Below are 23,675 nucleotides of genomic sequence, written 5' to 3' on the forward strand. Positions count from 1 at the left end.
CAACTGACTACACCTGCTAGTAAAAGTAAGATGGGGAAAGCATGAGCACCATTTTGATTTATTTCGCTGCTATGCTGGCCTGCGTATGCCTTGTTGGATGGTTTTACAGAGCGCGATCGCAAAGACGATACCGCCTGCCACATCTGCAAGCTTTCGCTGGCGCGACAACCCGCAAATTAACTCCTGATGAGCGCAGCGCTGTTGAAAGCTATCTGGAATCGCTCTCCCGTACCCGTCAGGTACCGGGCCCGACCGGTGCGACGGCCGCCCCGATCTCCCTCACGCTCAATGCGCAAAGTAATACCGTCATCAGCGTCACCCGCGCGATCACCCGCTACGGGATTACGACCGATGCCCCGAACAAATGGCGCTACTATCTCGATTCTGTCGAAGTCCATCTGCCGCCGTTCTGGGAGCAGTATATCAATGACGAAAACAGCGTTGAGCTTATCCGTACCGACACTCTACCGCTGGTCATTTCGCTAAATGGCCACGCCCTGAATGAATTCCGTCCGGAAGAACACAGCCTGGTGCCAGAACAGGTTCCCTCGTCCCACTCCGCTATCCGCGGCGAAGAGACGGAGCAAATTGAGCTACTTAATATTCGCCATGAAACGGTGGAAGAGTATGCGCTTAGCCGCCCGGACGGCATGCGTGAAGCCTTACTGATTTCAACATCGTTTTTACTGTTCTTTTTCTGCCTCGTCGCCCCCGACGTGTTTGTCCCGTGGCTTGCTGGTGGCGGAATTATGCTGCTTGCGGCAGGGCTCTGGGGCATCTTTGCACCGCCCGCGCAAACTGCGCTGCGCGAAATCCACTGCCTGCGCGGCACGCCCAAACGGTGGGGGCTTTTTGGTGAGAACAATCAGGAACAGATCAACAATATCTCGTTAGGCATCATTGATCTTATCTACCCAAAACACTGGCAACCTTTTATCGCCCAGGACCTGGGGCAACAAAGCGATATTGATATCTACCTCGATCGTCACGTGGTTCGACAGGGGCGCTTTTTATCGCTGCATGATGAGGTCAAGAACTTCCCCCTCCAGCATTGGGTGCGCAGCGCCGTGATTTCAGCCGGGGCGCTGCTGGTTCTGATTATGCTGCTAATGTGGGTTCCGCTGGATATGCCCATCAAGTTTACCCTTTCATGGATTAAAGGGGCGCAGACCATCGAAGCGACGAAAGTTAGCCAGCTTGAAGAAGCTGGGCTGCGTATCGGTGACTCGCTAAAGATTCACGGCACCGGCATGTGTAGCATCCATTCGTCAAGCAACTGGAGCGCTCGCCAAAGTTCGCCTTTTGCGCCGTTCGACTGTTCACAAATTATCTGGAACGACGCGCCGCCGCTGCCCTTGCCGGAATCAGAAACCGTCACCAAAGCGACGGCACTGGTGGAAGCCGTCAACCGCCAGTTGCATCCGAAACAGGATGACGGCTCTCGCGTGAGCCCGGCGCTGCGTACGGCAATCCAAAAATCTGGCATGGTCTTACTGGATGATTTTTCTGAGATCGTGCTGAAAACGCAGGATCTCTGTTCAGCAGAGGATGACTGTCTGCGGCTTAAAAACGCGCTGGTCAACCTGGGGAACAGTAAAGACTGGGATACGCTGACGTCGCGCGCCAGTGCGGGTAAACTCACCGGCGTGAATGTGTTGCTGCGCCCGGTCAGCGCAGAATCACTGGATAACCTGGTCACCACCTCCACCGCGCCCTTTATTTTGCGCGAAACAACCCGTGCGGCACAGGCGCTTAACAGCCCGGCACCTGGCGGCTTCCTGATTGTGAGTGAAGAAGGTAGCGAGCTGGTAGATCAACCCTACCCAGGCGTCTCGTTGTATGACTATCCGGCCGCCGAACAGTGGGCAGAGTTCCAGCGTCTGGCGGGAATGCTGATGCAAACCCCCTTCACCGCCGAGGGCATCATCACCAATATTTCGACCGACGCCAACGGTACTCGTCATATCAGCCTGCACCGTATGCCAAATAGCACAACCGGGCTCTGGCGCTACGTCAGCACCGCGCTTCTGCTTCTGGCAATGATTGTCTGCTGCGTTTATAACGGCGTCCAGGCGCTGCGCCGCTACCATCGAAACCGCACGCGTCTGGCGGAAATTCAGCAATATTACGAAAACTGCCTGAATCCCGGGCTTATCCCCGCACCCGATAGCCTGACCTGATAAATGTCATGCGCGCCGGGTATGTTAACCTGTCGCGCATCGTTATTTCTGGCTGGAGTTTCTTATGCATTTTGATATCGACTGGCAGAACGTGGATACCGTTCTGCTGGACATGGACGGTACGCTGCTCGATCTCGCCTTTGATAATTATTTCTGGCAAAAACTTGTGCCGGAGACGTTTGGCGCAAAGCAGGGCATTTCACCCGCAGAGGCCCAGGACATTCTTCGTCAGGAATATCATGCCGTTCAGCATACGCTAAACTGGTATTGTCTGGATTACTGGAGCGAACGCTTAGGACTGGATATCTGCGCGATGACAACACAGCAGGGGCCGCGCGCCGTACTGCGTGAAGATACAGTTCCTTTTCTTGATGCGCTGCAAAAAAGTGGTAAGCGGCGCATTCTGTTGACCAATGCGCATCCGCATAATCTCGCGGTGAAACTTGAGCACACCGGTCTGGCATCACACCTTGATTTATTACTTTCCACCCACACATTTGGTTATCCGAAAGAGGATCAGCGTTTGTGGCAAGCCGTAGCGCAAGAGACCGGCTTAAACGCCGAAAGAACGCTGTTCATTGATGACAGTGAACCCATTCTGGATGCCGCCGCAAAATTTGGCATTCGTTACTGCCTGGGCGTTACCAACCCGGATTCAGGTCTGGCGGAGAAAAGCTATTTACGTCATCCTGGCATGAACGATTATCGCCACCTGATTCCCTCGCTGAGCGTGAAGGAGGGGTAATGAAAGAACAGTCAGCACCTGATGTTCGCCTCGATAAATGGCTGTGGGCCGCGCGTTTCTATAAAACGCGCGCCTTAGCCCGCGAGATGATCGAAGGCGGCAAAGTGCATTACAACGGTCAGCGCAGCAAGCCGAGTAAAATCGTCGAACTGAATGCCACGCTGACGCTCAGGCAGGGCAATGACGAACGTACGGTGATTATTAAAGCTATTACCGAACAACGCCGCCCCGCCGCAGAAGCCGTCGAAATGTATGAAGAGACTGCGGAAAGCGTAGCGAAGCGCGAAAAAATGGCGCTGGCACGGAAGATGAATGCGCTTACAATGCCGCACCCCGATCGCCGTCCGGATAAAAAAGAACGCCGCGACCTGATGAAATTTAAATACGGTGACAGCGAGTAACGCGCACCCGCAAGAGAGAAAACTATGGCTCAACATGACCAATTACACCGTTACCTGTTCGAGAACTATGCCGTACGCGGTGAACTGGTGACCGTCTCCGAAACCTGGAAGCAGATCCTGGAAAACCATAGCTATCCGCAGCCAGTGAAAAACATTCTCGGCGAGTTGCTTGTCGCGACCAGCCTGCTGACTGCCACCCTGAAATTTGCGGGCGATATTACCGTTCAGCTACAGGGCGATGGCCCAATGAGCCTGGCCGTCATCAACGGTAACAACCGTCAACAGATGCGTGGTGTCGCACGCGTACAGGGCGACATTGCTGACGATGCCGATCTGAAAACGCTGGTTGGCAATGGCTATCTGGTCATTACCATTACGCCAGAAGAAGGTGAACGCTATCAGGGCGTCGTCGGTCTCGAAGGCGATACGCTGGCAGCATGTCTGGAAGATTATTTCCTGCGTTCCGAACAACTGCCGACCCGCTTGTTCATCCGTACAGGCGATGTGGAGGGTGCACCGGCCGCAGGCGGTATGCTGCTGCAGGTTTTACCCGCTCAGGATACCCAGGCGGTGGATTTCGAGCATCTGGCAACGCTGACTGAAACGATCAAAGCAGAAGAGCTGCTTACGCTTCCGGCGCAGGATGTTCTGTGGCGTTTGTACCACGAAGAAGAAGTCACCCTGTACGACCCGCAGGATGTGGAATTCAAATGCACCTGTTCTCGTGAACGCTGTGCTGGCGCATTAAAAACCCTGCCAGATGAAGAAGTTGACAGCATCATTGCCGAAGAGGGCGAGATCGACATGCATTGCGATTACTGCGGTAATCACTACCTGTTCAATGCCATGGACATTGCTGAAATCCGTAACAACGCCTCGCCTGCCGACCCGCAGGTCCACTAAGACCTTCCTTAATCGTCAGCAAAAGCGCCACCGTTAAGGTGGCGCTTTTGCATAGCACGTCACGTTTCCGTTAAAATGTTTTCTGAAAGTCTTACGTAATTTACTTTCATGAAAGCGATTACAGTCACAAAGCTGCCGTTAAAAATATCGCTTTACGTCGCTTTAGTGACATTTTCTCGATTATTCTGGCTATTATTGCCAGAAACTGTGTCGCCACGTGACCCATGTCACAGCGTTTTCCGCGATCCAGGGCTTGTCGAGATACGTAAATCTATGAGCCCCGTCGCGGTCAGGGAATGAGCAACAACCCTACAATTTCAGGCAGTACATATTGGCTAAGGAGTAGTGACATGCGCGTTAACGTTTTAACCCCGCAAGATCTCAAGGCTTATGGTATCAACGATGTTCAGGATATCGTCTATAACCCCGACTACGATACGCTGTATCAGGAAGAGCTCCGTCCAGACCTGGAAGGATACGAGCGCGGAGTATTGACGAATTCTGGTGCTGTCGCCGTCGACACCGGTATTTTCACCGGCCGTTCGCCGAAAGATAAGTATATTGTCCGTGATGACACCACCCGCGACACCGTCTGGTGGTCTGATAAAGGCAAAGGCAAGAACGACAACAAACCGCTCTCGCCCGAAGTCTGGCAACACTTGAAAGGGCTGGTGACGCAACAACTCTCCGGTAAACGTCTGTTTATTATCGACGCCTTTTGTGGCGCCAACGCGGATACCCGTCTCTCCGTTCGCTTCATCACAGAAGTCGCCTGGCAAGCGCACTTTGTGAAGAACATGTTTATCCGTCCGACAAACGAAGAACTCGCTGAGTTTAAACCTGATTTTATTGTCATGAACGGGGCGAAATGCACAAACCCGTTATGGAAAGAACAGGGATTGAATTCAGAAAACTTCGTTGCGTTCAACCTGACCGAACGCATTCAGTTGATTGGCGGTACCTGGTACGGCGGCGAAATGAAAAAAGGGATGTTCTCGATGATGAACTACCTTCTGCCGCTGAAAGGCATCGCATCGATGCACTGCTCGGCAAACGTCGGTGAGAAAGGCGATGTCGCCGTTTTCTTTGGCCTGTCAGGCACCGGGAAAACCACCCTTTCTACCGATCCAAAACGCCGCCTGATTGGCGATGACGAGCATGGCTGGGACGACGACGGCGTCTTCAACTTCGAAGGGGGTTGCTACGCCAAAACCATCCGACTGTCAGAGGAAGCGGAACCGGATATTTTCCACGCCATCCGTCGGGATGCTCTGCTGGAAAACGTGAGCGTACGTGCCGACGGCAGCATCGATTATGACGATGCCTCGAAAACAGAAAATACCCGTGTGTCGTACCCGATCTATCACATCGACAACATCGTTAAGCCCGTTTCAAAAGCCGGGCATGCAACAAAAGTTATCTTCCTGACCGCAGACGCATTCGGCGTGCTGCCGCCTGTTTCCCGCCTTACCGCAAGCCAGACGCAGTATCACTTCTTGTCAGGCTTTACGGCTAAACTGGCGGGCACGGAACGTGGCGTAACGGAGCCTACACCCACCTTCTCCGCCTGCTTTGGCGCAGCATTCCTGTCGCTGCACCCCACGCAGTACGCAGAGGTGCTGGTGAAACGTATGCAGGCCGTCGGTGCGCAGGCATACCTGGTGAACACTGGCTGGAACGGGACCGGCAAACGCATCTCCATTAAAGATACGCGCGCGATTATCGATGCGATTCTGAATGGTGAACTGGATAACGCCGAGACCTTCACCCTGCCGATGTTTAACCTGGCTATCCCCACAACATTGCCCGGCGTGGAGACAAAAATCCTCGACCCACGTAATACTTACGCATCACCAGAACAGTGGCAGGAGAAAGCCACGCAACTGGCTAAACTGTTCGTCAGTAACTTTGAGAAGTATACGGATACCCCTGCGGGTGCCGCACTGGTGAGCGCCGGACCGAAGCTGTAATTTTCCAACGCAAGCCAAACAAAACCCGCCGAAAGGCGGGTTTTCTGTTAGTTCTCTTTGCCCGGCGTGTTCAGGCGAGTAATGGGAATCGGCAGCCAGGCACGGATCGACAAGCCTCCCCGCTCACTGGTACCAAGCTCAAGCAAACCGTTGTGGTTATCGACAATACGCTGAACAATCGCCAGCCCAAGACCCGTACCGCTGGTGCTACGCGCACTGTCGCCACGGACAAACGGCTGGAACAGATGTTTGCGCTGCTCCGGCTTGATGCCAGGGCCGTCATCCTCCACCTGGAACCAGGCGCGATTAAGCTCTGTACCGCTACTGACCTTGATCCAGCCATTACCGTAACGGGCAGCGTTCACCACCATATTGGCAACGGCACGCTTAATCGAAAGCGGGTGCATACGAACCAGAATTTCGCTGTCATTAAGCGCCGTATCAATTTCACGCTCATAGCCACTCTCGGCCGCCACCACTTCGCCCAGGACCGCGTTTAAATCGGCGATTTCCATCGGCATCTCCTGCCCGGTTCGCAGGTAGTCGATAAACTGTTCGATGATGGCGTTGCACTCTTCGATATCTTTATTGATCGATTCCGCAAGGTAGCCATCTTCTTCGGCCATCATCTCTGTGGCCAGACGAATACGCGTCAATGGCGTACGTAAATCGTGGCTCACTCCGGCCATCAGCAGGGTACGGTCATCCGCCAGTTGCTTGACCCCTGACGCCATCTGGTTAAACGCGCGCGTCACGGAACGCACTTCGGAGGCACCGTATTCACGCAGCGGCGGTGGAATATGTCCTTTGCCCACTTTTAGCGCGGCATGTTCCAGGTCGACCAGCGGTCGGTTCTGTATTCGGATAAACAGCCATGCGCCCCCTATCGCCAGCAGCATAATAGCCAGCGTGTAGCGGAACAGCGGGGAGAAATCGCCCTGATGAATTTCCGTCAACGGCACGCGTACCCAAATATTGGGCGACAGCCAGGTTTTCAACCAGACAACCGGCGAGCTCTTGTTAACCTCAACGCGCACTTCCGTTGGGCCACCCAGTTGCTGCGCCATCTGCTGGCTTAAAAATTCATAGTGCTGTGCCCAACGCAGGCCTGCGTCTTCTGCGGCTTCATTGGAATAGAGTGAGATACCGAGTTCGCGATAAATCTCACGGCGAAACGCCGGAGGAACCACCAGTTGTGTGCCGTCCTCCAGTTGCAGTTTATCGGTCATCAACATACGAACTTCGTAGGCGAGAACCTTATTAAACTGCTGGAGGCTGGGCAAAATCGCGAAATTCAGCACCACGAGGTAGGTCGTCACAAGGCTGACGAACAGCAATGTGACGATCAACAACAGCGTGCGGGCAAAAGAACTGCGCGGTGAGAAGCGCATTCGCCTCATGCTTTAGAACCGTCCGGCACAAAGACGTAGCCCAGACCCCAAACGGTCTGAATGTAACGTGGGTGAGCCGGATCCTCTTCCACCATGCGACGCAGGCGGGAGATTTGCACGTCGATAGAACGCTCCATCGCGGAGTATTCACGACCACGCGCCAGGTTCATCAGCTTATCGCGCGACAGCGGCTCACGAGGATGGCTCACCAGCGCTTTCAGCACGGCGAACTCACCGCTGGTCAGCGGCATCGGCTCATCTTCACGGAACATCTCGCGGGTACCGAGGTTCAGCTTGAACTTACCAAATGCGATAACCGCTTCTTCCTGTGAAGGCGCACCAGGCAGTTCATTTGCCTGACGACGCAGTACCGCACGGATACGCGCCAGCAGTTCACGCGGGTTGAACGGTTTTGGAATGTAGTCATCAGCACCGATTTCGAGGCCAACGATACGGTCAACTTCTTCCCCTTTCGCCGTCACCATAATGATCGGCATCGGGTTACTCTGGCTACGCAGGCGACGACAGATGGACAGGCCATCTTCACCCGGCAGCATTAAGTCGAGAACCATCAAGTGGAATGATTCGCGGGTCAACAGGCGGTCCATTTGCTCCGCGTTAGCGACGCTACGAACCTGGAAGCCCTGCTCGGTAAGATAACGCTCAAGCAGCGCGCGCAGGCGCATATCGTCATCCACTACCAGAATCTTATAATTCTCTTGCATTGTTTTTACTCCCAAAGGTTCCGACAATTATGAATACGTATTCTAAAAAAGTGCGCGTCGAGGACCAGCTAAATCTGGTATAAATTCTAGTCGAAATTGTTACAAAGCATATTTAACAGTAGCTTATATGCACATTGCATCACAGAAATGATGATTAATCCGCACCTTAAGGGGCGGTGATTTGTAAAGAAATCAGAGAAAAAAGAAGGCCACGAAATGAAAACGCCCCTGATCACCCGAGAAGGCTACGACAAGCTGAAACAGGAACTGGATTTTCTCTGGCGTCAGGAGCGCCCGGAAGTCACCAAAAAAGTCACCTGGGCGGCGAGCCTCGGCGATCGCAGTGAAAATGCCGACTACCAGTACAACAAAAAGCGCCTGCGTGAAATAGACCGCCGCGTTCGCTATCTGACAAAGTGCCTGGAAAATCTGAAAATTGTCGATTACTCACCGCAACAGGAAGGCAAAGTCTTCTTCGGCGCGTGGGTGGAAATCGAAAATGACGATGGCAACACATTACGTTTTCGCATTGTCGGTTACGACGAAATTTTTGGTCGCAAAGACTACATCTCCATCGACTCGCCAATGGCGCGCGCACTGCTGAAAAAAGAGGTCGGCGATGTCGCCGTGGTGCAGACGCCCGCCGGGGAAGCCACCTGGTACGTTAATGAAATCGAGTATGTAAAGTAACGCACCAGGAACTATCCGGTAGCCCCCGGCGCGACTGGCATTTTTCTGTCTCAGTCCGTATAACTATCCCCTGATTTTGTTCAGAAGATGATATTGAAATGATGAATGATTCGCTCTGCCGCATTATTGCGGGTGAACTTCAGGCCAGATCCGAACAGGTAGAAGCTGCCGTTCGCCTGCTTGATGAAGGGAACACCGTGCCGTTTATCGCGCGTTATCGTAAAGAAGTCACCGGCGGTCTGGATGACACGCAGCTGCGTAATCTGGAAACCCGCCTGGGATATTTGCGCGAACTCGAAGAACGCCGCCAGGCCATCCTGAAGTCGATTGGCGAGCAGGGTAAGCTCACCGATGAATTGAGCAAAGCCATCAACGGTACGCTCAGTAAAACAGAACTCGAAGATTTGTATTTACCGTACAAACCCAAGCGCCGCACCCGTGGGCAAATCGCCATTGAAGCAGGCCTTGAGCCGCTGGCGGATTTGCTGTGGAACGAGCCTTCACACGACCCGGAAAACGAAGCCGCAAAATACATTGATGCCGACAAAGGTGTTGCCGACACCAAAGCAGCGCTGGATGGCGCACGCTACATCCTGATGGAGCGCTTTGCCGAAGATGCACAGTTGCTGGCGAAAGTGCGTGATTACCTGTGGAAAAACGCCCATCTGGTCGCCACCGTAGTGAGCGGCAAAGAAGAGGAAGGCGCAAAATTCCGCGATTATTTCGATCACCATGAGCCGATTTCCACCGTGCCGTCACACCGCGCGTTGGCCATGTTCCGTGGCCGCAACGAAGGGGTATTGCAGCTCTCACTGAATGCCGATCCGCAGTTTGATGAGCCGCCAAAAGAGAGCCATTGCGAGCAAATTATTCAGGATCACCTTGGCCTGCGGCTGAATAATGCGCCGGCAGACAGTTGGCGCAAAGGTGTTGTCAGTTGGACATGGCGTATTAAGGTGCTGATGCACCTGGAAACCGAACTGATGGGTACCGTGCGTGAACGTGCGGAAGATGAAGCGATCAACGTCTTCGCCCGTAACCTGCATGACCTGCTGATGGCCGCACCCGCTGGCCTGCGCGCGACGATGGGTCTTGATCCGGGTCTGCGTACCGGTGTGAAAGTCGCCGTTGTCGACGGCACGGGTAAGCTGGTCGCCACTGACACCATTTACCCACATACCGGCCAGGCAGCAAAAGCCGCCGTGGTGGTCGCCGCGCTGTGCGAAAAACACAACGTTGAACTGGTCGCTATCGGCAACGGAACGGCATCACGTGAAACCGAACGTTTCTTCCTGGATGTGCAGAAACAATTCCCGAAAGTCACCGCGCAGAAAGTGATCGTCAGCGAGGCCGGGGCGTCGGTCTATTCCGCCTCTGAGCTGGCGGCGCTGGAATTCCCCGATCTGGATGTTTCCCTGCGTGGCGCAGTGTCAATCGCCCGTCGTTTGCAGGATCCGCTGGCAGAGCTGGTGAAAATCGATCCGAAATCCATCGGCGTGGGCCAGTATCAGCACGACGTCAGCCAGACGCAACTGGCGCGCAAACTGGACGCGGTCGTCGAAGACTGCGTGAACGCCGTTGGCGTGGACCTGAATACCGCGTCTGTTCCCCTGCTGACTCGCGTTGCCGGTTTAACCCGCATGATGGCGCAAAATATTGTCGCCTGGCGCGATGAGAATGGTCAGTTCCAGAATCGCCAGCAGCTATTAAAAGTCAGCCGACTGGGACCAAAAGCCTTTGAGCAGTGCGCGGGCTTCCTGCGTATCAACCATGGTGATAACCCGCTGGATGCCTCTACCGTGCACCCGGAAGCGTACCCGGTTGTGGAACGTATTCTGGCGGCGACAGAGCAATCTCTGCGCGATCTGATGGGCAACAGTAGCGGCCTTAAGTCACTGAAAGCGTCCGACTTTACCGACGAGCGTTTCGGGGTACCGACCGTTACTGACATCATCAAAGAGCTGGAAAAACCAGGCCGTGACCCGCGCCCGGAGTTCAAAACCGCCCAGTTTGCTGACGGTGTTGAAACGATGAATGACCTGCTGCCTGGCATGGTGCTTGAAGGTGCGGTGACCAACGTTACCAACTTCGGTGCGTTTGTGGATATCGGCGTGCATCAGGATGGCCTGGTACATATCTCTTCGCTTGCCGATAAATTTGTTGAAGATCCGCATACCGTCGTGAAAGCGGGGGATATCGTCAAAGTAAAAGTGCTTGAAGTTGACCTGCAGCGCAAACGCATTGCGCTGACCATGCGTCTTGATGAGCAGCCGGGAGACAGCAATTCACGGCGTGGTAATGGTGGCACTCGCGAGGCAGGCAACCGCCCTGCCGCCCGTCCGGCGAAACCACGCGGGCGCGAGTCGCAGCCTGCTGGCAACAGCGCCATGATGGATGCGCTGGCGGCCGCCATGGGCAAAAAACGTTAAACCCTTCGCCCTCTCTTTCGGGAGAGGGTACTCCCTCTTCCAGATGTTCAAATCTAAACAAACAGGTGTACTGCGTTATTTCTTACCTGCCAGTAACTCTTTGAATAATCTCCGGATTAATTTTCAAAATTATTAACTAATTTTATATTAGTTATATTTTAGTTAATAAAACCGCCTCATAACTCTTTATTATTTAAACTTTATTCTTATTATTAATTTAACCTTAAGTCCGGGTAATAAATTAAATATCCCTTCACTGTTTCTTATTTGTTATTGCAAACGGGAAAGGCAAAACAACATAAATTTTGAGCCATATCAACAATGGCTCGGATTGTGGTTCCGCTTTGCGCAATATCGCGGTTTAATAGTGATGATAAAAACTATTCTCATTATCATTGTATGAGTGGAGTGACACTCATTGCTGTGCTGGCTAACTAACTGGTTTCATGCGCTTTACTGGCGCATGGTGGGAATGTTGTTTGCGATACAGATAAGTAGGTCCTATGCAATTCTCTCCTGACAGTGCGTGGAAAATAACGGGGTTCTCTCGCGACATTAGCCCTGCGTGGCGCCAGAAACTCCTCTCATTAGGCATGTTGCCCGGCTCATCCTTTAATGTCGTGCGCGTAGCCCCCCTTGGTGATCCTATTCACATTGAAACCCGACGCGTTAATCTGGTCTTGCGTAAGAAAGATCTCGCGTTTCTGGAACTGGAAGCCGTTTCCCGCTAATGGCCCGGCCATGAAAGAGAGAGAAGAACAATGAAAAAATTGACCGTGGGATTAATTGGTAATCCTAATTCCGGCAAGACCACATTATTCAATCAGTTAACTGGCGCGCGCCAGCGCGTGGGGAACTGGGCGGGTGTCACGGTTGAGCGCAAAGAGGGGCAATTCTCTACCACCGACCATCAGGTTACGCTGGTCGATTTGCCCGGTACCTACTCCCTGACCACTATCTCGTCACAGACCTCACTGGATGAGCAAATTGCCTGTCACTACATTCTGAGCGGCGATGCGGACATTTTGATTAACGTCGTAGATGCCTCAAACCTCGAGCGCAACCTCTATCTCACGTTGCAATTGCTGGAACTGGGCATCCCCTGCGTGGTGGCGCTGAATATGCTGGATATTGCCGAGAAGCAAAAAGTCCGCATTGATATCGATGCCCTCTCCGCTCGCCTCGGCTGCCCGGTTATTCCTCTGGTGTCCACCCGTGGTCGCGGTATCGACGCGTTAAAAATCGCGCTTGATCGTCATCAGAAAAATAAACAAATCGAGCTTGTCCACTATGCCCAGCCGCTGTCGCGTGAAGCCGATGAGCTGGCGCAAGGCATGGCCGCGGATATGCCCATCCAACAACGTCGCTGGCTGGGCCTGCAAATGCTGGAAGGCGATATCTACAGCCGCGCTTACGCTGGTGATGCCGCCCACAAGCTGGATATTTCACTGGCACGCCTGCAGGACGAAATCGACGATCCCGCACTGCACATTGCCGATGCCCGTTATCAAACCATTGCCGCCATTTGCGAGGCGGTCAGTAATACCCTGACGGCGGAATCCAGCCAGTTTACGGCAGCCGTTGACCGAATCATTCTGAACCGCTTCCTTGGCTTACCGATTTTCCTGTTTGTGATGTACCTGATGTTCCTGCTCGCCATTAACATCGGTGGTGCGTTACAGCCGATTTTTGATGCGGGTTCAGTGGCGATTTTCGTCCACGGTATCCAGTGGCTGGGCTATACGCTGCATTTCCCGGAATGGCTGACCGTTTTCCTGGCTCAGGGGCTGGGCGGTGGTATCAACACGGTGCTACCGCTGGTACCGCAAATTGGCATGATGTACCTGTTCCTCTCATTCCTTGAAGACTCCGGCTATATGGCACGTGCGGCCTTCGTCATGGACCGTTTGATGCAGGCGCTGGGGCTGCCGGGTAAATCCTTCGTGCCGCTAATTGTCGGCTTTGGCTGCAATGTTCCCTCGGTGATGGGGGCCAGGACCCTGGATGCGCCGCGTGAACGTCTGATGACCATGATGATGGCACCGTTTATGTCCTGCGGCGCGCGTCTGGCCATTTTCGCTGTCTTCGCATCGGCCTTCTTCGGCCAGCAGGGGGCGTTACTGGTCTTTTCGCTGTACGTGCTGGGCATTGTGATGGCAATCCTTACCGGCCTGATGCTTAAACACACCATCATGCGTGGCGAAGCGTCACCGTTCATTATGGAACTACCGGTCTACCACGTGCCACACCTGAAAAGCCTGGTGTTGCAGACCTGGCAGCGTCTGAAAGGGTTTGTGCTGCGGGCCGGTAAAGTCATTGTGATCGTGAGCATTTTCCTCAGTGCTCTCAATAGTTTCTCTTTGAGCGGTAAAACGGTCGATAACATTAACGATTCTGCGCTGGCGTCAGTAAGCCGCGTCTTTACCCCGATACTGGAACCGATTGGCGTGCACGGTGACCACTGGCAGGCGACTGTTGGCCTGGTGACGGGGGCAATGGCGAAAGAAGTGGTGGTCGGGACGCTTAACTCACTCTATACCGCCGAACATATTCAGAAAGCGGAATTCAATCCCGCAGAATACAGTCTCACCGATGAACTGATCGCCGCACTCGACGAGACCTGGAGCAGCCTGAAAAACACCTTCAGTCTGAGCGTACTGGCCAACCCTATTGAAGCCAGCAAGGGCGACGGTGAGATGACAGAAGGCACTATGGGCGTGATGAGTGAGAAATTCGGCAGCGCCGCTGCGGCCTACAGCTACCTGATTTTCGTTCTGCTCTATACGCCGTGCATATCCGTAATGGGCGCCATTGCCCGTGAATCGAGCCGTGGCTGGATGGGGTTCTCCGTGCTGTGGGGGCTGAATATCGCCTATTCACTTGCCACGCTGTTCTATCAGGCCGTGAGTTTTGAGGAGCACCCGGTTTACAGCCTCACCTGTATTCTCGCGGTGATCTTATTCAATGTCATCGTGATTGGCGGTCTGCGTCGCGCCAGAAGTCGCGTGGATGTGAATCTCCTGGCCAGCCGCAAAACCGTGGCAAGTTGCTGTGAAAGCCCGGCGGGCGACTGCCACTAAGGACACGAAACATGGCATCGTTAATTGAGGTTCGCGATATGCTTGCTTTACAGGGCCGGATGGAAATCAACCAGCTCTGTAACGCGCTGCATCTCTCCCGGCCAATGGCCGATGCCATGCTGACGCGCATGGAAGCCATGGGCAAAGCAGTACGTATTCAGGAAGAGGCGGACGGCTGTCTGAGCGGCGAGTGCAAACAATGCCCGGAAGGAAAATCGGCCTGCCAGCGTGAATGGTGGTCACTGACAGGATGCTGATAGCGGGTCAGGCGACCCGCTCATAACATTACTTATAGACATCCGCCGTGGCATGGATGTCTTTTTCATTCTTCTCGCCGCTGGTCACAACGAAATATTTTCCGCCCAGCTCATCCGCTTTTTTTGACAGCTCTTTTTTCGCGTCCATGGGTGCCGAGGTATCAGACGTGGTAATCGTCCCCACTTTTGTCAGATTCATACCCGCGACCTTATCTTTTTCGAGTTCCTGCGCCGCCATAACGCCAAACGACAGGGAGCCAATCACCAGAGATGCAACAATACCTGTAACAAGTTTCATAGACTTGATTCTCCTCGGGTTTTTTAGATTGTGATGCTGTGGTAAAGAAAGATAAGCCAACCGCAGCAACGTTCTGAGTATTGTCGTGAAACGGCATTTTTTCCAGGTGGCGCAATAATTACACCGTGAAACTATTAAATTCTGTCAATGCTCTGCAGAAATCGTCCGGGTGAGAAATAAAAGGTGCATGGGCAGCTTTAGGAAATATCAGCGACTGGCTTTGTGGCCAGCGCGCATCCAGTGTGGCAACAATTTTGCGCGGCACCAGCCCATCTAATCGCCCGTAAAGTCGCAAGAAGGGAATATCCAACCCTGACAGGGCGTCGCGCAGATCTTCTGTTTTGAGGATCTCCAGCCCACCGTTCAGCACCTCTGCTGAGGGCATCGGTAACGACAATACCGCCTGCTTGAGCTGACGTGCATCCTGACGGGCTGTCTCCGTACCCATCGTCTGCAGAGCCAGGAAGCGCTCGACCGTACGTTGAAAATCCTCGCTGAGCTGCCGCTGGAAACCGGCCAGCACATCCGGTTTGATGCCAGGCCATTCATCCTGCGCGCCAAAACAAGGAGATGATGCAACCGTCACCAGGCCGCAGACGCGCTCAGGGGCAAGAAGCGCAATCTTGCTTGCGACAAGCCCGCCGAGGCTCCAGCCCAGCCAGACGGCGCGCTGCGGTGCCTGTGCCAACACGCGCTCCGCCATCTCTTGCAATGTCATTGCCGAAAATCCGCTACTGCGCCCATAACCCGGCAGGTCCACCAGATGCAGTGTAAATTGCGAGCTTAGTTGCGGCACAATGCAATCCCAAACCTGTGCGTTCAGCCCCCATCCGTGCAGCAGCACAAGATGGCAATTTCCTTCGCCTTTGGTTTCCCACCAGATGTTGTTCATCAGTTATCGTTCTCTTTCTTAAAACAGGGAGGTAAACATGCTAACAGCGCCGGGCTTGTGCTGGCTATGTCGAATGCCGCTGGCGGTAGCACACTGGGGGTTGTGTTCCTGCTGCACCCGGGCGGTGGTAGCCCCTCTGTCCGTTTGTCCAGCCTGTGGTTTGCCTGCCGCGAGCCGGACACTGCCTTGCGGCAGGTGCCTGCAAAAACCGCCGCCGTGGCAACGTCTGGTGGCGGTCAGCGATTACGCATTGCCATTGAGTATGCTGGTGCATCAGTTCAAATTCGTGCGACGACCCGAAATGGCAAATGCGCTGGCCCGGCTGCTGGTACTGGCAATCATCAACGAACGCAGAACAACATGGTGGCAGAAACCCGATATGCTTATCAGCGTACCGCTTTATCGGCATCGCCAGTGGCGCAGAGGATATAACCAAAGTGATCTGCTCTGTCGTGCACTTGCCCACTGGTTATGCTGTCGCTATGAACCGAGCGCCATTGTCCGCATTCGGGCAACGTCCATTCAGCATCATCTCAGCGCCCGGCTACGCAAACGCAACCTGAAAAATGCCTTTCGCCTTGAATTGCCCGTCCAGGGTCTCCATATGGTTATCGTGGATGATGTCGTTACGACCGGCAGCACCGTCGCGGAAATAAGTCGGTTGCTCCTGCGCAACGGCGCGGCGTCTGTTCAGGTATGGTGCCTTTGTCGAACCTTGTAGACCCTCGATGATGGGCGTATTATAACCAAGTAAAATAGTCAACTATTAGGCCATTGCTATGATCCGTATCTCTGATGCTGCGCAAGCGCATTTTGCTAAACTGCTGGCAAATCAGGAAGAAGGGACACAAATCCGTGTATTTGTGATTAACCCAGGCACGCCAAACGCTGAATGCGGCGTCTCTTATTGTCCGCCAGATGCAGTGGAAGCAACTGACACCGCCCTGAAATTTGAACAACTGACCGCCTATGTCGATGAGTTAAGTGCACCGTACCTGGAAGATGCGGAAATTGATTTTGTCACCGATCAGTTGGGCTCCCAGCTCACCCTGAAAGCACCAAACGCGAAGATGCGTAAAGTGTCCGAAGACGCGCCGCTGATGGAACGTGTTGAGTATCTGCTGCAATCGCAGATCAACCCACAGCTGGCAGGCCACGGCGGCCGCGTCACGCTGATGGAAATTACGGATGAAGGCTATGCCATCCTCCAGTTTGGCGGTGGTTGTAACGGCTGTTCTATGGTGGATGTCACGCTGAAAGAAGGGATCGAAAAGCAGTTGCTTAACGAATTCCCGGAACTGAAAGGTGTACGCGATCTTACTGAACACCAGCGCGGCGAGCACTCCTACTACTAAGCCGACTTTTATCTGATGCTCTCCCGATGCGGGAGAGCATGTTACCTGTATCTTTCCCTGCCATCTCGCGCCTCTTTTTTGCACTCATTTCCAGCCTGGAATATGACAGGCATCTCACTTCGTAAATTTTGACCCGCCGGGTGATTCTCTTTTCATGAATGTTACCCGTATCATCTGTGCCAGTACCAAAAATATAAAAACATCCAGCTATCCTTTTAAAAAGTGGATGTAAGGCATATCGGTACTCCAGCGCTTCGTTTTTACAGGGCTAAAACCTGCAATAACCGCTGAAAACTGACGTTACCCATAACAAATTAAGGCCAGGTAAATCATGCCATTAGTCATCGTTGCTATCGGTGTAGTCTTGTTGTTGTTATTAATGATCCGCTTCAAATTGAACGGATTTATCGCTCTGATCCTGGTGGCGCTCGCCGTCGGTATGATGCAGGGCATGCCTCTGGACGCAGTTATCAAATCTATCAAAGCCGGTGTGGGCGGAACGCTGGGCAGCCTTGCGCTGATCATGGGCTTCGGTGCCATGTTGGGTAAACTGCTGGCGGACTGCGGCGGCGCACAACGCATCGCCACAACGCTGATTGCAAAATTTGGCGAAAAACACATTCAGTGGGCCGTCGTACTGACCGGCTTTACCGTGGGTTTTGCGCTGTTCTATGAAGTGGGCTTCGTCCTGTTACTGCCGCTGGTTTTCACTATCGCTGCCGCAGCCCGTATCCCGCTGCTGTATGTGGGTGTCCCGATGGCGGCCGCGCTTTCCGTTACTCACGGTTTCCTGCCTCCACACCCTGGCCCGACTGCAATCGCTACCATTTTCCATGCGGACATGGGTAAAACGCTGCTCTACGGTACGCTGCTCGGTATCCCGACAGTGATTCTGGCCGGCCCGGTCTATGCTCGCTTCCTGAAAGGCATCGACAAGCCGATTCCGGAAGGGCTATACAACAAGAAAACCTTTACCGAAGAAGAAATGCCGGGCTTTGGCGTCAGCGTCTGGACCTCTCTGGTACCGGTGGTACTGATGGCGCTGCGTGCGGTTGCAGAGATGCTGCTGCCGAAAGGCCATGCGATTCTCCCTTACGCTGAGTTCTTCGGCGATCCGGTGATGGCGACCCTCATTGCAGTACTGATTGCCGTTTTCACCTTCGGCCTGAACCGTGGTCGTTCCATGGACGACATCAACGAAACGCTGACCAGCTCAATCAAAATCATTGCCATGATGCTGTTGATCATCGGCGGTGGCGGCGCATTCAAACAGGTTCTGGTTGATAGCGGCGTGGATAAATATATCGCTTCGCTGATGCATGAAACCAACATCTCGCCAATCTTTATGGCGTGGTCAATTGCCGCCGTATTGCGTATCGCGCTGGGTTCTGCAACTGTTGCAGCCATTACCGCAGGCGGGATTGTTGCGCCGCTGATTGCCACCACTGGCGTGAGCCCTGAGCTGATGGTTATCGCGGTTGGTTCCGGCAGCGTGATTTTCTCTCACGTGAACGATCCAGGCTTCTGGCTGTTCAAGGAGTACTTCAACCTGACCATCGGCGAAACCATGAAGTCCTGGTCCGCACTGGAGACCATTATCTCTGTCTGCGGTCTGGTTGGCTGTCTGCTGCTGGGAATGGTGGTGTAAGTTCTACCGTCCAACTGGTTGTTAAAAAGAGAACCCGCCGAGTGGCGGGTTCTTTGTATTTACTTATTTACTTCTTCCCTGCCGCTTTCCGGCGTTTATCCAGGTCTTTAATCAGCTTGTTGACGTTCTCATCGGCAAACATTTTTTCCAGTGACACGGCGAGCTTACGCCGCCAGTTTTTGTACTGGTAGCTGGTGCCCGGAATGTTCACCGGTCCGGCCATATCCAGCCAGTCTTCCGGCTGCAGCCCCAGCAACGCACTATTGCTGTCAGCGATATAGCGTTGCATACCACGATTAAGTACCGCACTCATTGGCATACGTGAGGCTTTATGCCCTACCCGTTTTGGCAAACAACCATGGGCGTGGAGCGCATCCAGCAGCCCCTGTTTTGCCAGTTCGCGATCGAGATACAACCCACGCAGCACCACTTCATCCGGGTACAGACCCAGCGTTTTACCGAGCGTCAGGTCACCACTTTCCCAGTATCCCCGCAGCGTCGGCAAATCATGAGTGGTCGCCACCGCCATTGACTGTGCCGGGTAAGCTTTAGGAGCACGGTAGCGCTTCTCGTGGTCATTTTCAAAATAGAGGACTTTGTAGGAGTAAACGCCGCTGTCGCGCAGCTTGCTGACGATCTCCACCGGCACCGTCCCCAAATCTTCGCCAATGACCATGCACTGATGACGCTGACTTTCCAGCGCGAGGATCGACAACAGGTCGTCCACCGGGTATTGCACATACGCCCCGTGATCTGCCGTTTCGCCATACGGGATCCACCACAGGCGCAGCATCGACATCACATGATCGATACGCAGCGCGCCACAGCTTTTCATATTGGCGCGCAGCAACTCAATAAAGGGTTCGTAAGCGCGCGCGGCAATAATGTGCGGGTCCATCGGCGGCAATCCCCAGTTTTGCCCCAGCGGGCCGAGAATATCCGGCGGTGCCCCCACAGAGGCTTTCAGGCAGTACAACTCACGATCGCACCAGGTTTCCGAACCGCCTTCGGCAACGCCCACGGCGAGATCCCGGTACAACCCAATAGGCATATTATGGCCCTGGCTCTCCTGCCAGCACTCGGCAAATTGCGTATACGCCAGCCACTGCAACCACAGGTAAAAGTTCACTTCATCGGCATGGCTTTCGCAAAAGGCTTTAACCGCCGGGCTGTCGGTTGACTGAAAACCTTCCGGCCAGGCAGGCCAGCCCCAGCGTAGCGGATCTTCTTTCACCTGGTTGGCATGAAGCGCATCAAATGCCGCCTGCCAGTACAGACTTTCCCCCTCTTCCTTCACGAAGGCATGAAACGCAGCGCGCAAATCGTCATCATCTTTACGCTGCGAAAACTGTACCCAGGCCAGGCGTAATGCCGCCAGTTTGAGGGCGGTCACACCTGCGTAATCGACAAACTCCGCGTCGCGAGCGGCATCCAGCGCCTTGCGCGTCGTAGGGAGTTTCCACCACGCCTGCGCCTCTTTGCTCAACTGAAAATCTTCTACCGCATTAACATCGATATAAATGATATTCAGCCAGCGGCGAGACGAAGGGCTGTAGGGGCTGGCGCTTTCCGGGTTGGCCGGATAGAGGGCGTGAATAGGGTTCAGGCCGATGAACGCGCCACCGCGCTGCCCCACCTCGCCCAGCATGACTTTCAGATCGCCAAAATCGCCTATCCCCCAGTTACGCTCAGAACGCAAGGTATAAAGCTGTACACACGCCCCCCAGAGTTTTTTCCCTTCCAGCAGCGCCTGCGGTTCATAGCAGCGCTTTGGGGTAACAATTAAGCGACAATGCCAGCTCTGCTCACTTTGCCGCAGCGTCAGGGTGTGATACCCCTGCGGTAACTTCGTTGGCAGGATGAGGTTTTTCCCTGCCTCGACCAGGCCTTTATGCTGCTGACCATCTTCGGTGGTGATTATCCAGTTGAAAGTACCGTTTCCCTCAATCGGCAATGACTTCTTCTTTCCCTGGGTGTGCACCAGCACATTTGGGATCGGCGTTACCGCGACAGGTGTCGCGGTCACAGCGTGCATAGCGTCAAGCAAACGTCGTTTGGTTTCCGCACCAATAGACTGTGGTTTGCCATGCGCATTGATGTAATCCGGGCTAATTCCCGCCGCCAGTGCGGCATTATCAAGACGTTTGCTCACTATGGCGTTTCCTTAGCGTTTTGCCTGCCAGATACGGGTTTGGTAATCACGGATCGAACGATCCGAACTGAACATGCCGCAACGTGCGGTATTCAATATTGTAGCCCTCGTCCAGGCTTCTTCATCGCGATAGAGCGTATCAACCCGTTTTTGCGCTTCAACATAGGCGGCGAAATCCGCCAGAACCAGATAGGGATCGCCGCCCTGCTTACCGATGCTGTGCAGCATCTGGTCGAACGCATGCTTGTCGCCCTCGCTGTATTTGCCGCTCTCAAGTTCCTTGAGCACCGCATCCAACAGCTTGTCTTTCTTACGCCATTTCACCGGATCGTAGCCTTTGGCTTTCAACGCCTTCACCTCTTCCACGGTATGACCGAAGATGAAGATGTTTTCATCGCCAACCTGCTCGGCAATCTCCACGTTGGCACCGTCAAGGGTACCGACGGTGAGCGCACCGTTCAGCGCCAGCTTCATATTGCCGGTACCCGAGGCCTCTTTACCTGCGGTAGAAATTTGTTCAGACACATCTGCCGCCGGGATAAGACGTTCCGCCGCCGAAACGCAATAATCCGGCAGGAAAACCACTTTCAGCTTATCGCCCACCGTCTTATCGTTATTGATTACAGCGGCCACTTTATTGATGGCGTAAATGATATTTTTCGCAAGGTAGTAGCCCGGCGCGGCTTTCGCACCGAAGAGGAATACGCGTGGTACGCGGTCTGCCTGCGGATTTTCACGAATCTCTTTATACAGCGCCACAATATGCAGCAGGTTCAGATGCTGGCGTTTATATTCATGCAGACGTTTGATTTGAATATCAAACAGCGCATGCGGATTGATCTCAATGCCAGTACGCGCTTTGACGAACGCCGCAAGCTGCACCTTATTTTCCTGTTTGATAGCGCGATATTGCGCGCGGAATTTCGCGTCGTCGGCAAATTTCTCCAGATGAATAAGCTGGTCGAGATCGTTCGCCCACTCATTTTTCAGCGACTTATCCAGTAATGCCGCCAGCGCCGGGTTGCATTGTTTAATCCAGCGACGCGGCGTAATACCATTAGTGACATTGTGGAATTTCGTCGGCCACAGTTGGTGATATTCCGGGAACAGATCTTTGACGACTAAATCTGAGTGCAGTGCCGCAACGCCATTCACCGCAAAGCCGCCGACCACACACATATTGGCCATCCGCACCTGTTTGTTGTGCACCACCGCCAGTTTCGCCCACACGTCCTCATCGCCAGGCCAGGTTTGCTCAACCAGTACCTTAAAGCGATCGTTAATCTGTTTGATAATTTGCATGTGGCGAGGCAGCAGCGCTTTTACCAGTTTTTCATCCCAGCACTCCAGCGCTTCCGGCATCAGCGTATGGTTGGTGTAGGCAAAAGTTTTGCTGGTAATAGCCCAGGCGTCATCCCAGCTCAGTTGATGTTCGTCCATCAGCACGCGCAGCATTTCCGGGATCGCAATAGTCGGATGCGTATCGTTAAGCTGAATAACTTCAAAGTCCGGCAACTGGGCAATTTTGCGCCCGGCCAGGTGATGACGTCGCAAAATGTCCGCCACGGAACAGGCACACTGGAAATATTGCTGCATCAGACGCAGCTTCTTGCCCGCCTGGTGATTGTCATTCGGGTAGAGCACCTTGGTCAGTTTTTCTGCATCGATGCCCTGCTGCTCGGCACGCAGGAAATCACCGTCGTTGAATTTGGTCAGATCGAACGGGTGCGCATGGGTTGCCTGCCACAGTCGCAGCGGCTGCGCCACACCATTACGATAACCCAGTACCGGTAAATCCCAGGCTTCGCCGACAATCGTAAATTCCGGCGTCCAGTGGCCGTCTTTACTCACTTTACCGCCAATCCCCACCTGCACGTTCAATTGCGCATTATGACTGAACCAGGGGTAGCTGCGACGCTGCCAGTCATCCGGCGCCTCTTTCTGCTGACCATCGTCAAAAGACTGACGGAACAAGCCGTACTGATAGTTCAGGCCATAGCCGGTGGCAGACTGGCCTACCGTTGCCATCGAGTCCAGGAAGCACGCCGCCAGACGTCCTAATCCACCGTTACCCAGCGCCGGGTCGGTCTCTTCTTCCAGCAGATCGCTCAGATTGATACCGCTTTCCTGCAGAATATCGCTCACCTCTTGATACCAACCAAGGTTGAGCAAGTTGTTACCCGTCAGGCGACCAATCAGAAATTCCATTGAAATGTAGTTTACATGGCGCTGGTTTTTCGCCGGTTTAGCCAGCGGTTGTGCCACCAGCAACTCTGCCAGCGCGCCGCTAACGGCCTGCCACCACTGGCGAGATGTCATCTCCTGGGCTGTGTGCAAACCAAAATGTTGCCACTGACGCGTCAGGGCCGCCTCAAATTGCGCTTTGTTAAACGTGGGCTTTGACATAGAGAATTCGGATCCTGTAATTGAAAAAACAACGTTAGCGCTAGTGTGCCAGGCTCATGAAACGACTTCCTCATCCTGCCAGGGATTCAACGGGGAGGAGCAGCAGGGATGAGCGAAAAGTGTGATCTCTGCCACCTAAAGTTAGCTGTTTTT

General features: G+C 53.8%; 19 protein-coding genes. 13 read left to right on the forward strand and 6 right to left on the reverse strand.

The window, feature by feature from the left end:
• Nucleotides 1–41: 41 nt before the first annotated feature.
• The 5 genes from IP582_RS23220 (at nt 42) to pckA (ending at nt 6,199) form a co-directional block, all read left to right on the forward strand.
• Nucleotides 42–2,180: an intracellular growth attenuator family protein gene (locus IP582_RS23220; RefSeq protein WP_193794537.1), complete on the forward strand. Its 2,139-nt coding sequence runs from the start codon at nt 42–44 to the stop codon at nt 2,178–2,180.
• A gap of 64 nt (nt 2,181–2,244) precedes the next feature.
• A complete protein-coding gene (gene yrfG, locus IP582_RS23225; protein ID WP_193794538.1) occupies nt 2,245–2,925 on the forward strand; it encodes a GMP/IMP nucleotidase in 681 nt (226 codons plus the stop codon).
• Nucleotides 2,925–3,326 carry a ribosome-associated heat shock protein Hsp15 gene (hslR, locus tag IP582_RS23230; protein WP_041851383.1) on the forward strand — a complete coding sequence of 134 codons (402 nt, stop codon included), beginning with the start codon at nt 2,925–2,927 and terminating at the stop codon, nt 3,324–3,326. Before yrfG ends, hslR begins: the two co-directional genes overlap by 1 nt.
• A gap of 24 nt (nt 3,327–3,350) precedes the next feature.
• On the forward strand, nt 3,351–4,229 hold the full coding sequence (gene hslO / locus IP582_RS23235) for an Hsp33 family molecular chaperone HslO (protein WP_041851382.1): 879 nt from the start codon (nt 3,351–3,353) through the stop codon (nt 4,227–4,229).
• 350 nt (nt 4,230–4,579) lie between these two features.
• Nucleotides 4,580–6,199, forward strand: coding sequence for a phosphoenolpyruvate carboxykinase (ATP) (gene pckA / locus IP582_RS23240; protein ID WP_041851381.1), 1,620 nt, complete (start codon nt 4,580–4,582; stop codon nt 6,197–6,199).
• A 47-nt stretch (nt 6,200–6,246) separates the two neighbouring features.
• Here pckA and envZ read toward each other — a convergent pair whose 3' ends face one another.
• Nucleotides 6,247–7,599 (reverse strand): two-component system sensor histidine kinase EnvZ, encoded by a 1,353-nt coding sequence (gene envZ / locus IP582_RS23245; protein ID WP_193794539.1) that lies wholly within the window; start codon nt 7,597–7,599, stop codon nt 6,247–6,249.
• Nucleotides 7,596–8,315: a two-component system response regulator OmpR gene (gene ompR / locus IP582_RS23250; protein ID WP_001157751.1), complete on the reverse strand. Its 720-nt coding sequence runs from the start codon at nt 8,313–8,315 to the stop codon at nt 7,596–7,598. The genes envZ and ompR overlap by 4 nt, the downstream gene beginning before the upstream one ends.
• A 216-nt stretch (nt 8,316–8,531) precedes the next feature.
• Here ompR and greB point away from each other — a divergent pair, with 216 nt between their 5' ends.
• The 5 genes from greB to feoC all read left to right on the forward strand — a co-directional run bounded on the left by greB (nt 8,532) and on the right by feoC (nt 14,771).
• Nucleotides 8,532–9,005: a transcription elongation factor GreB gene (greB, locus tag IP582_RS23255; protein WP_041851379.1), complete on the forward strand. Its 474-nt coding sequence runs from the start codon at nt 8,532–8,534 to the stop codon at nt 9,003–9,005.
• 98 nt (nt 9,006–9,103) lie between these two features.
• Nucleotides 9,104–11,434 carry a Tex family protein gene (locus tag IP582_RS23260; protein ID WP_193794540.1) on the forward strand — a complete coding sequence of 777 codons (2,331 nt, stop codon included), beginning with the start codon at nt 9,104–9,106 and terminating at the stop codon, nt 11,432–11,434.
• A gap of 503 nt (nt 11,435–11,937) precedes the next feature.
• Nucleotides 11,938–12,165 carry a ferrous iron transporter A gene (feoA, locus tag IP582_RS23265; RefSeq protein ID WP_193794541.1) on the forward strand — a complete coding sequence of 76 codons (228 nt, stop codon included), beginning with the start codon at nt 11,938–11,940 and terminating at the stop codon, nt 12,163–12,165.
• A 30-nt stretch (nt 12,166–12,195) separates the two neighbouring features.
• Nucleotides 12,196–14,514: a Fe(2+) transporter permease subunit FeoB gene (gene feoB, locus IP582_RS23270; RefSeq protein ID WP_193794542.1), complete on the forward strand. Its 2,319-nt coding sequence runs from the start codon at nt 12,196–12,198 to the stop codon at nt 14,512–14,514.
• 11 nt (nt 14,515–14,525) lie between these two features.
• Nucleotides 14,526–14,771 carry a [Fe-S]-dependent transcriptional repressor FeoC gene (gene feoC / locus IP582_RS23275; protein ID WP_041851375.1) on the forward strand — a complete coding sequence of 82 codons (246 nt, stop codon included), beginning with the start codon at nt 14,526–14,528 and terminating at the stop codon, nt 14,769–14,771.
• Between the two features lie 28 nt (nt 14,772–14,799).
• On the opposite strand, the gene IP582_RS23280 is transcribed toward feoC, so the two are convergent.
• A complete protein-coding gene (locus IP582_RS23280) occupies nt 14,800–15,069 on the reverse strand; it encodes a YdgH/BhsA/McbA-like domain containing protein (RefSeq protein ID WP_041851374.1) in 270 nt (89 codons plus the stop codon).
• 118 nt (nt 15,070–15,187) lie between these two features.
• A complete protein-coding gene (gene bioH, locus IP582_RS23285; protein WP_193794543.1) occupies nt 15,188–15,961 on the reverse strand; it encodes a pimeloyl-ACP methyl ester esterase BioH in 774 nt (257 codons plus the stop codon).
• 37 nt (nt 15,962–15,998) lie between these two features.
• Here bioH and gntX point away from each other — a divergent pair, with 37 nt between their 5' ends.
• The 3 genes from gntX (at nt 15,999) to gntT (ending at nt 18,964) form a co-directional block, all read left to right on the forward strand.
• Nucleotides 15,999–16,682, forward strand: a complete 684-nt coding sequence (gene gntX / locus IP582_RS23290) for a DNA utilization protein GntX (protein WP_193794544.1) — start codon at nt 15,999–16,001, stop codon at nt 16,680–16,682.
• A 58-nt stretch (nt 16,683–16,740) separates the two neighbouring features.
• Nucleotides 16,741–17,316 (forward strand): Fe-S biogenesis protein NfuA, encoded by a 576-nt coding sequence (nfuA, locus tag IP582_RS23295; protein WP_041851371.1) that lies wholly within the window; start codon nt 16,741–16,743, stop codon nt 17,314–17,316.
• Nucleotides 17,317–17,647: 331 nt separating this feature from the next.
• Entirely contained in the window at nt 17,648–18,964 is a 1,317-nt protein-coding gene (gene gntT, locus IP582_RS23300) for a gluconate transporter (RefSeq protein ID WP_041851370.1), read from the forward strand.
• 67 nt (nt 18,965–19,031) lie between these two features.
• On the opposite strand, the gene malQ is transcribed toward gntT, so the two are convergent.
• Both malQ and malP read right to left on the reverse strand, forming a co-directional pair.
• Complete coding sequence (gene malQ / locus IP582_RS23305) at nt 19,032–21,119, reverse strand: 4-alpha-glucanotransferase (protein ID WP_193796336.1); 2,088 nt, start codon at nt 21,117–21,119, stop codon at nt 19,032–19,034.
• A 9-nt stretch (nt 21,120–21,128) separates the two neighbouring features.
• On the reverse strand, nt 21,129–23,522 hold the full coding sequence (gene malP, locus IP582_RS23310; protein ID WP_193794545.1) for a maltodextrin phosphorylase: 2,394 nt from the start codon (nt 23,520–23,522) through the stop codon (nt 21,129–21,131).
• Nucleotides 23,523–23,675: the final 153 nt, after the last annotated feature.

The organism is Citrobacter sp. BDA59-3 (assembly GCF_015167655.1).
Lineage (GTDB): Bacteria > Pseudomonadota > Gammaproteobacteria > Enterobacterales > Enterobacteriaceae > Phytobacter > Phytobacter diazotrophicus.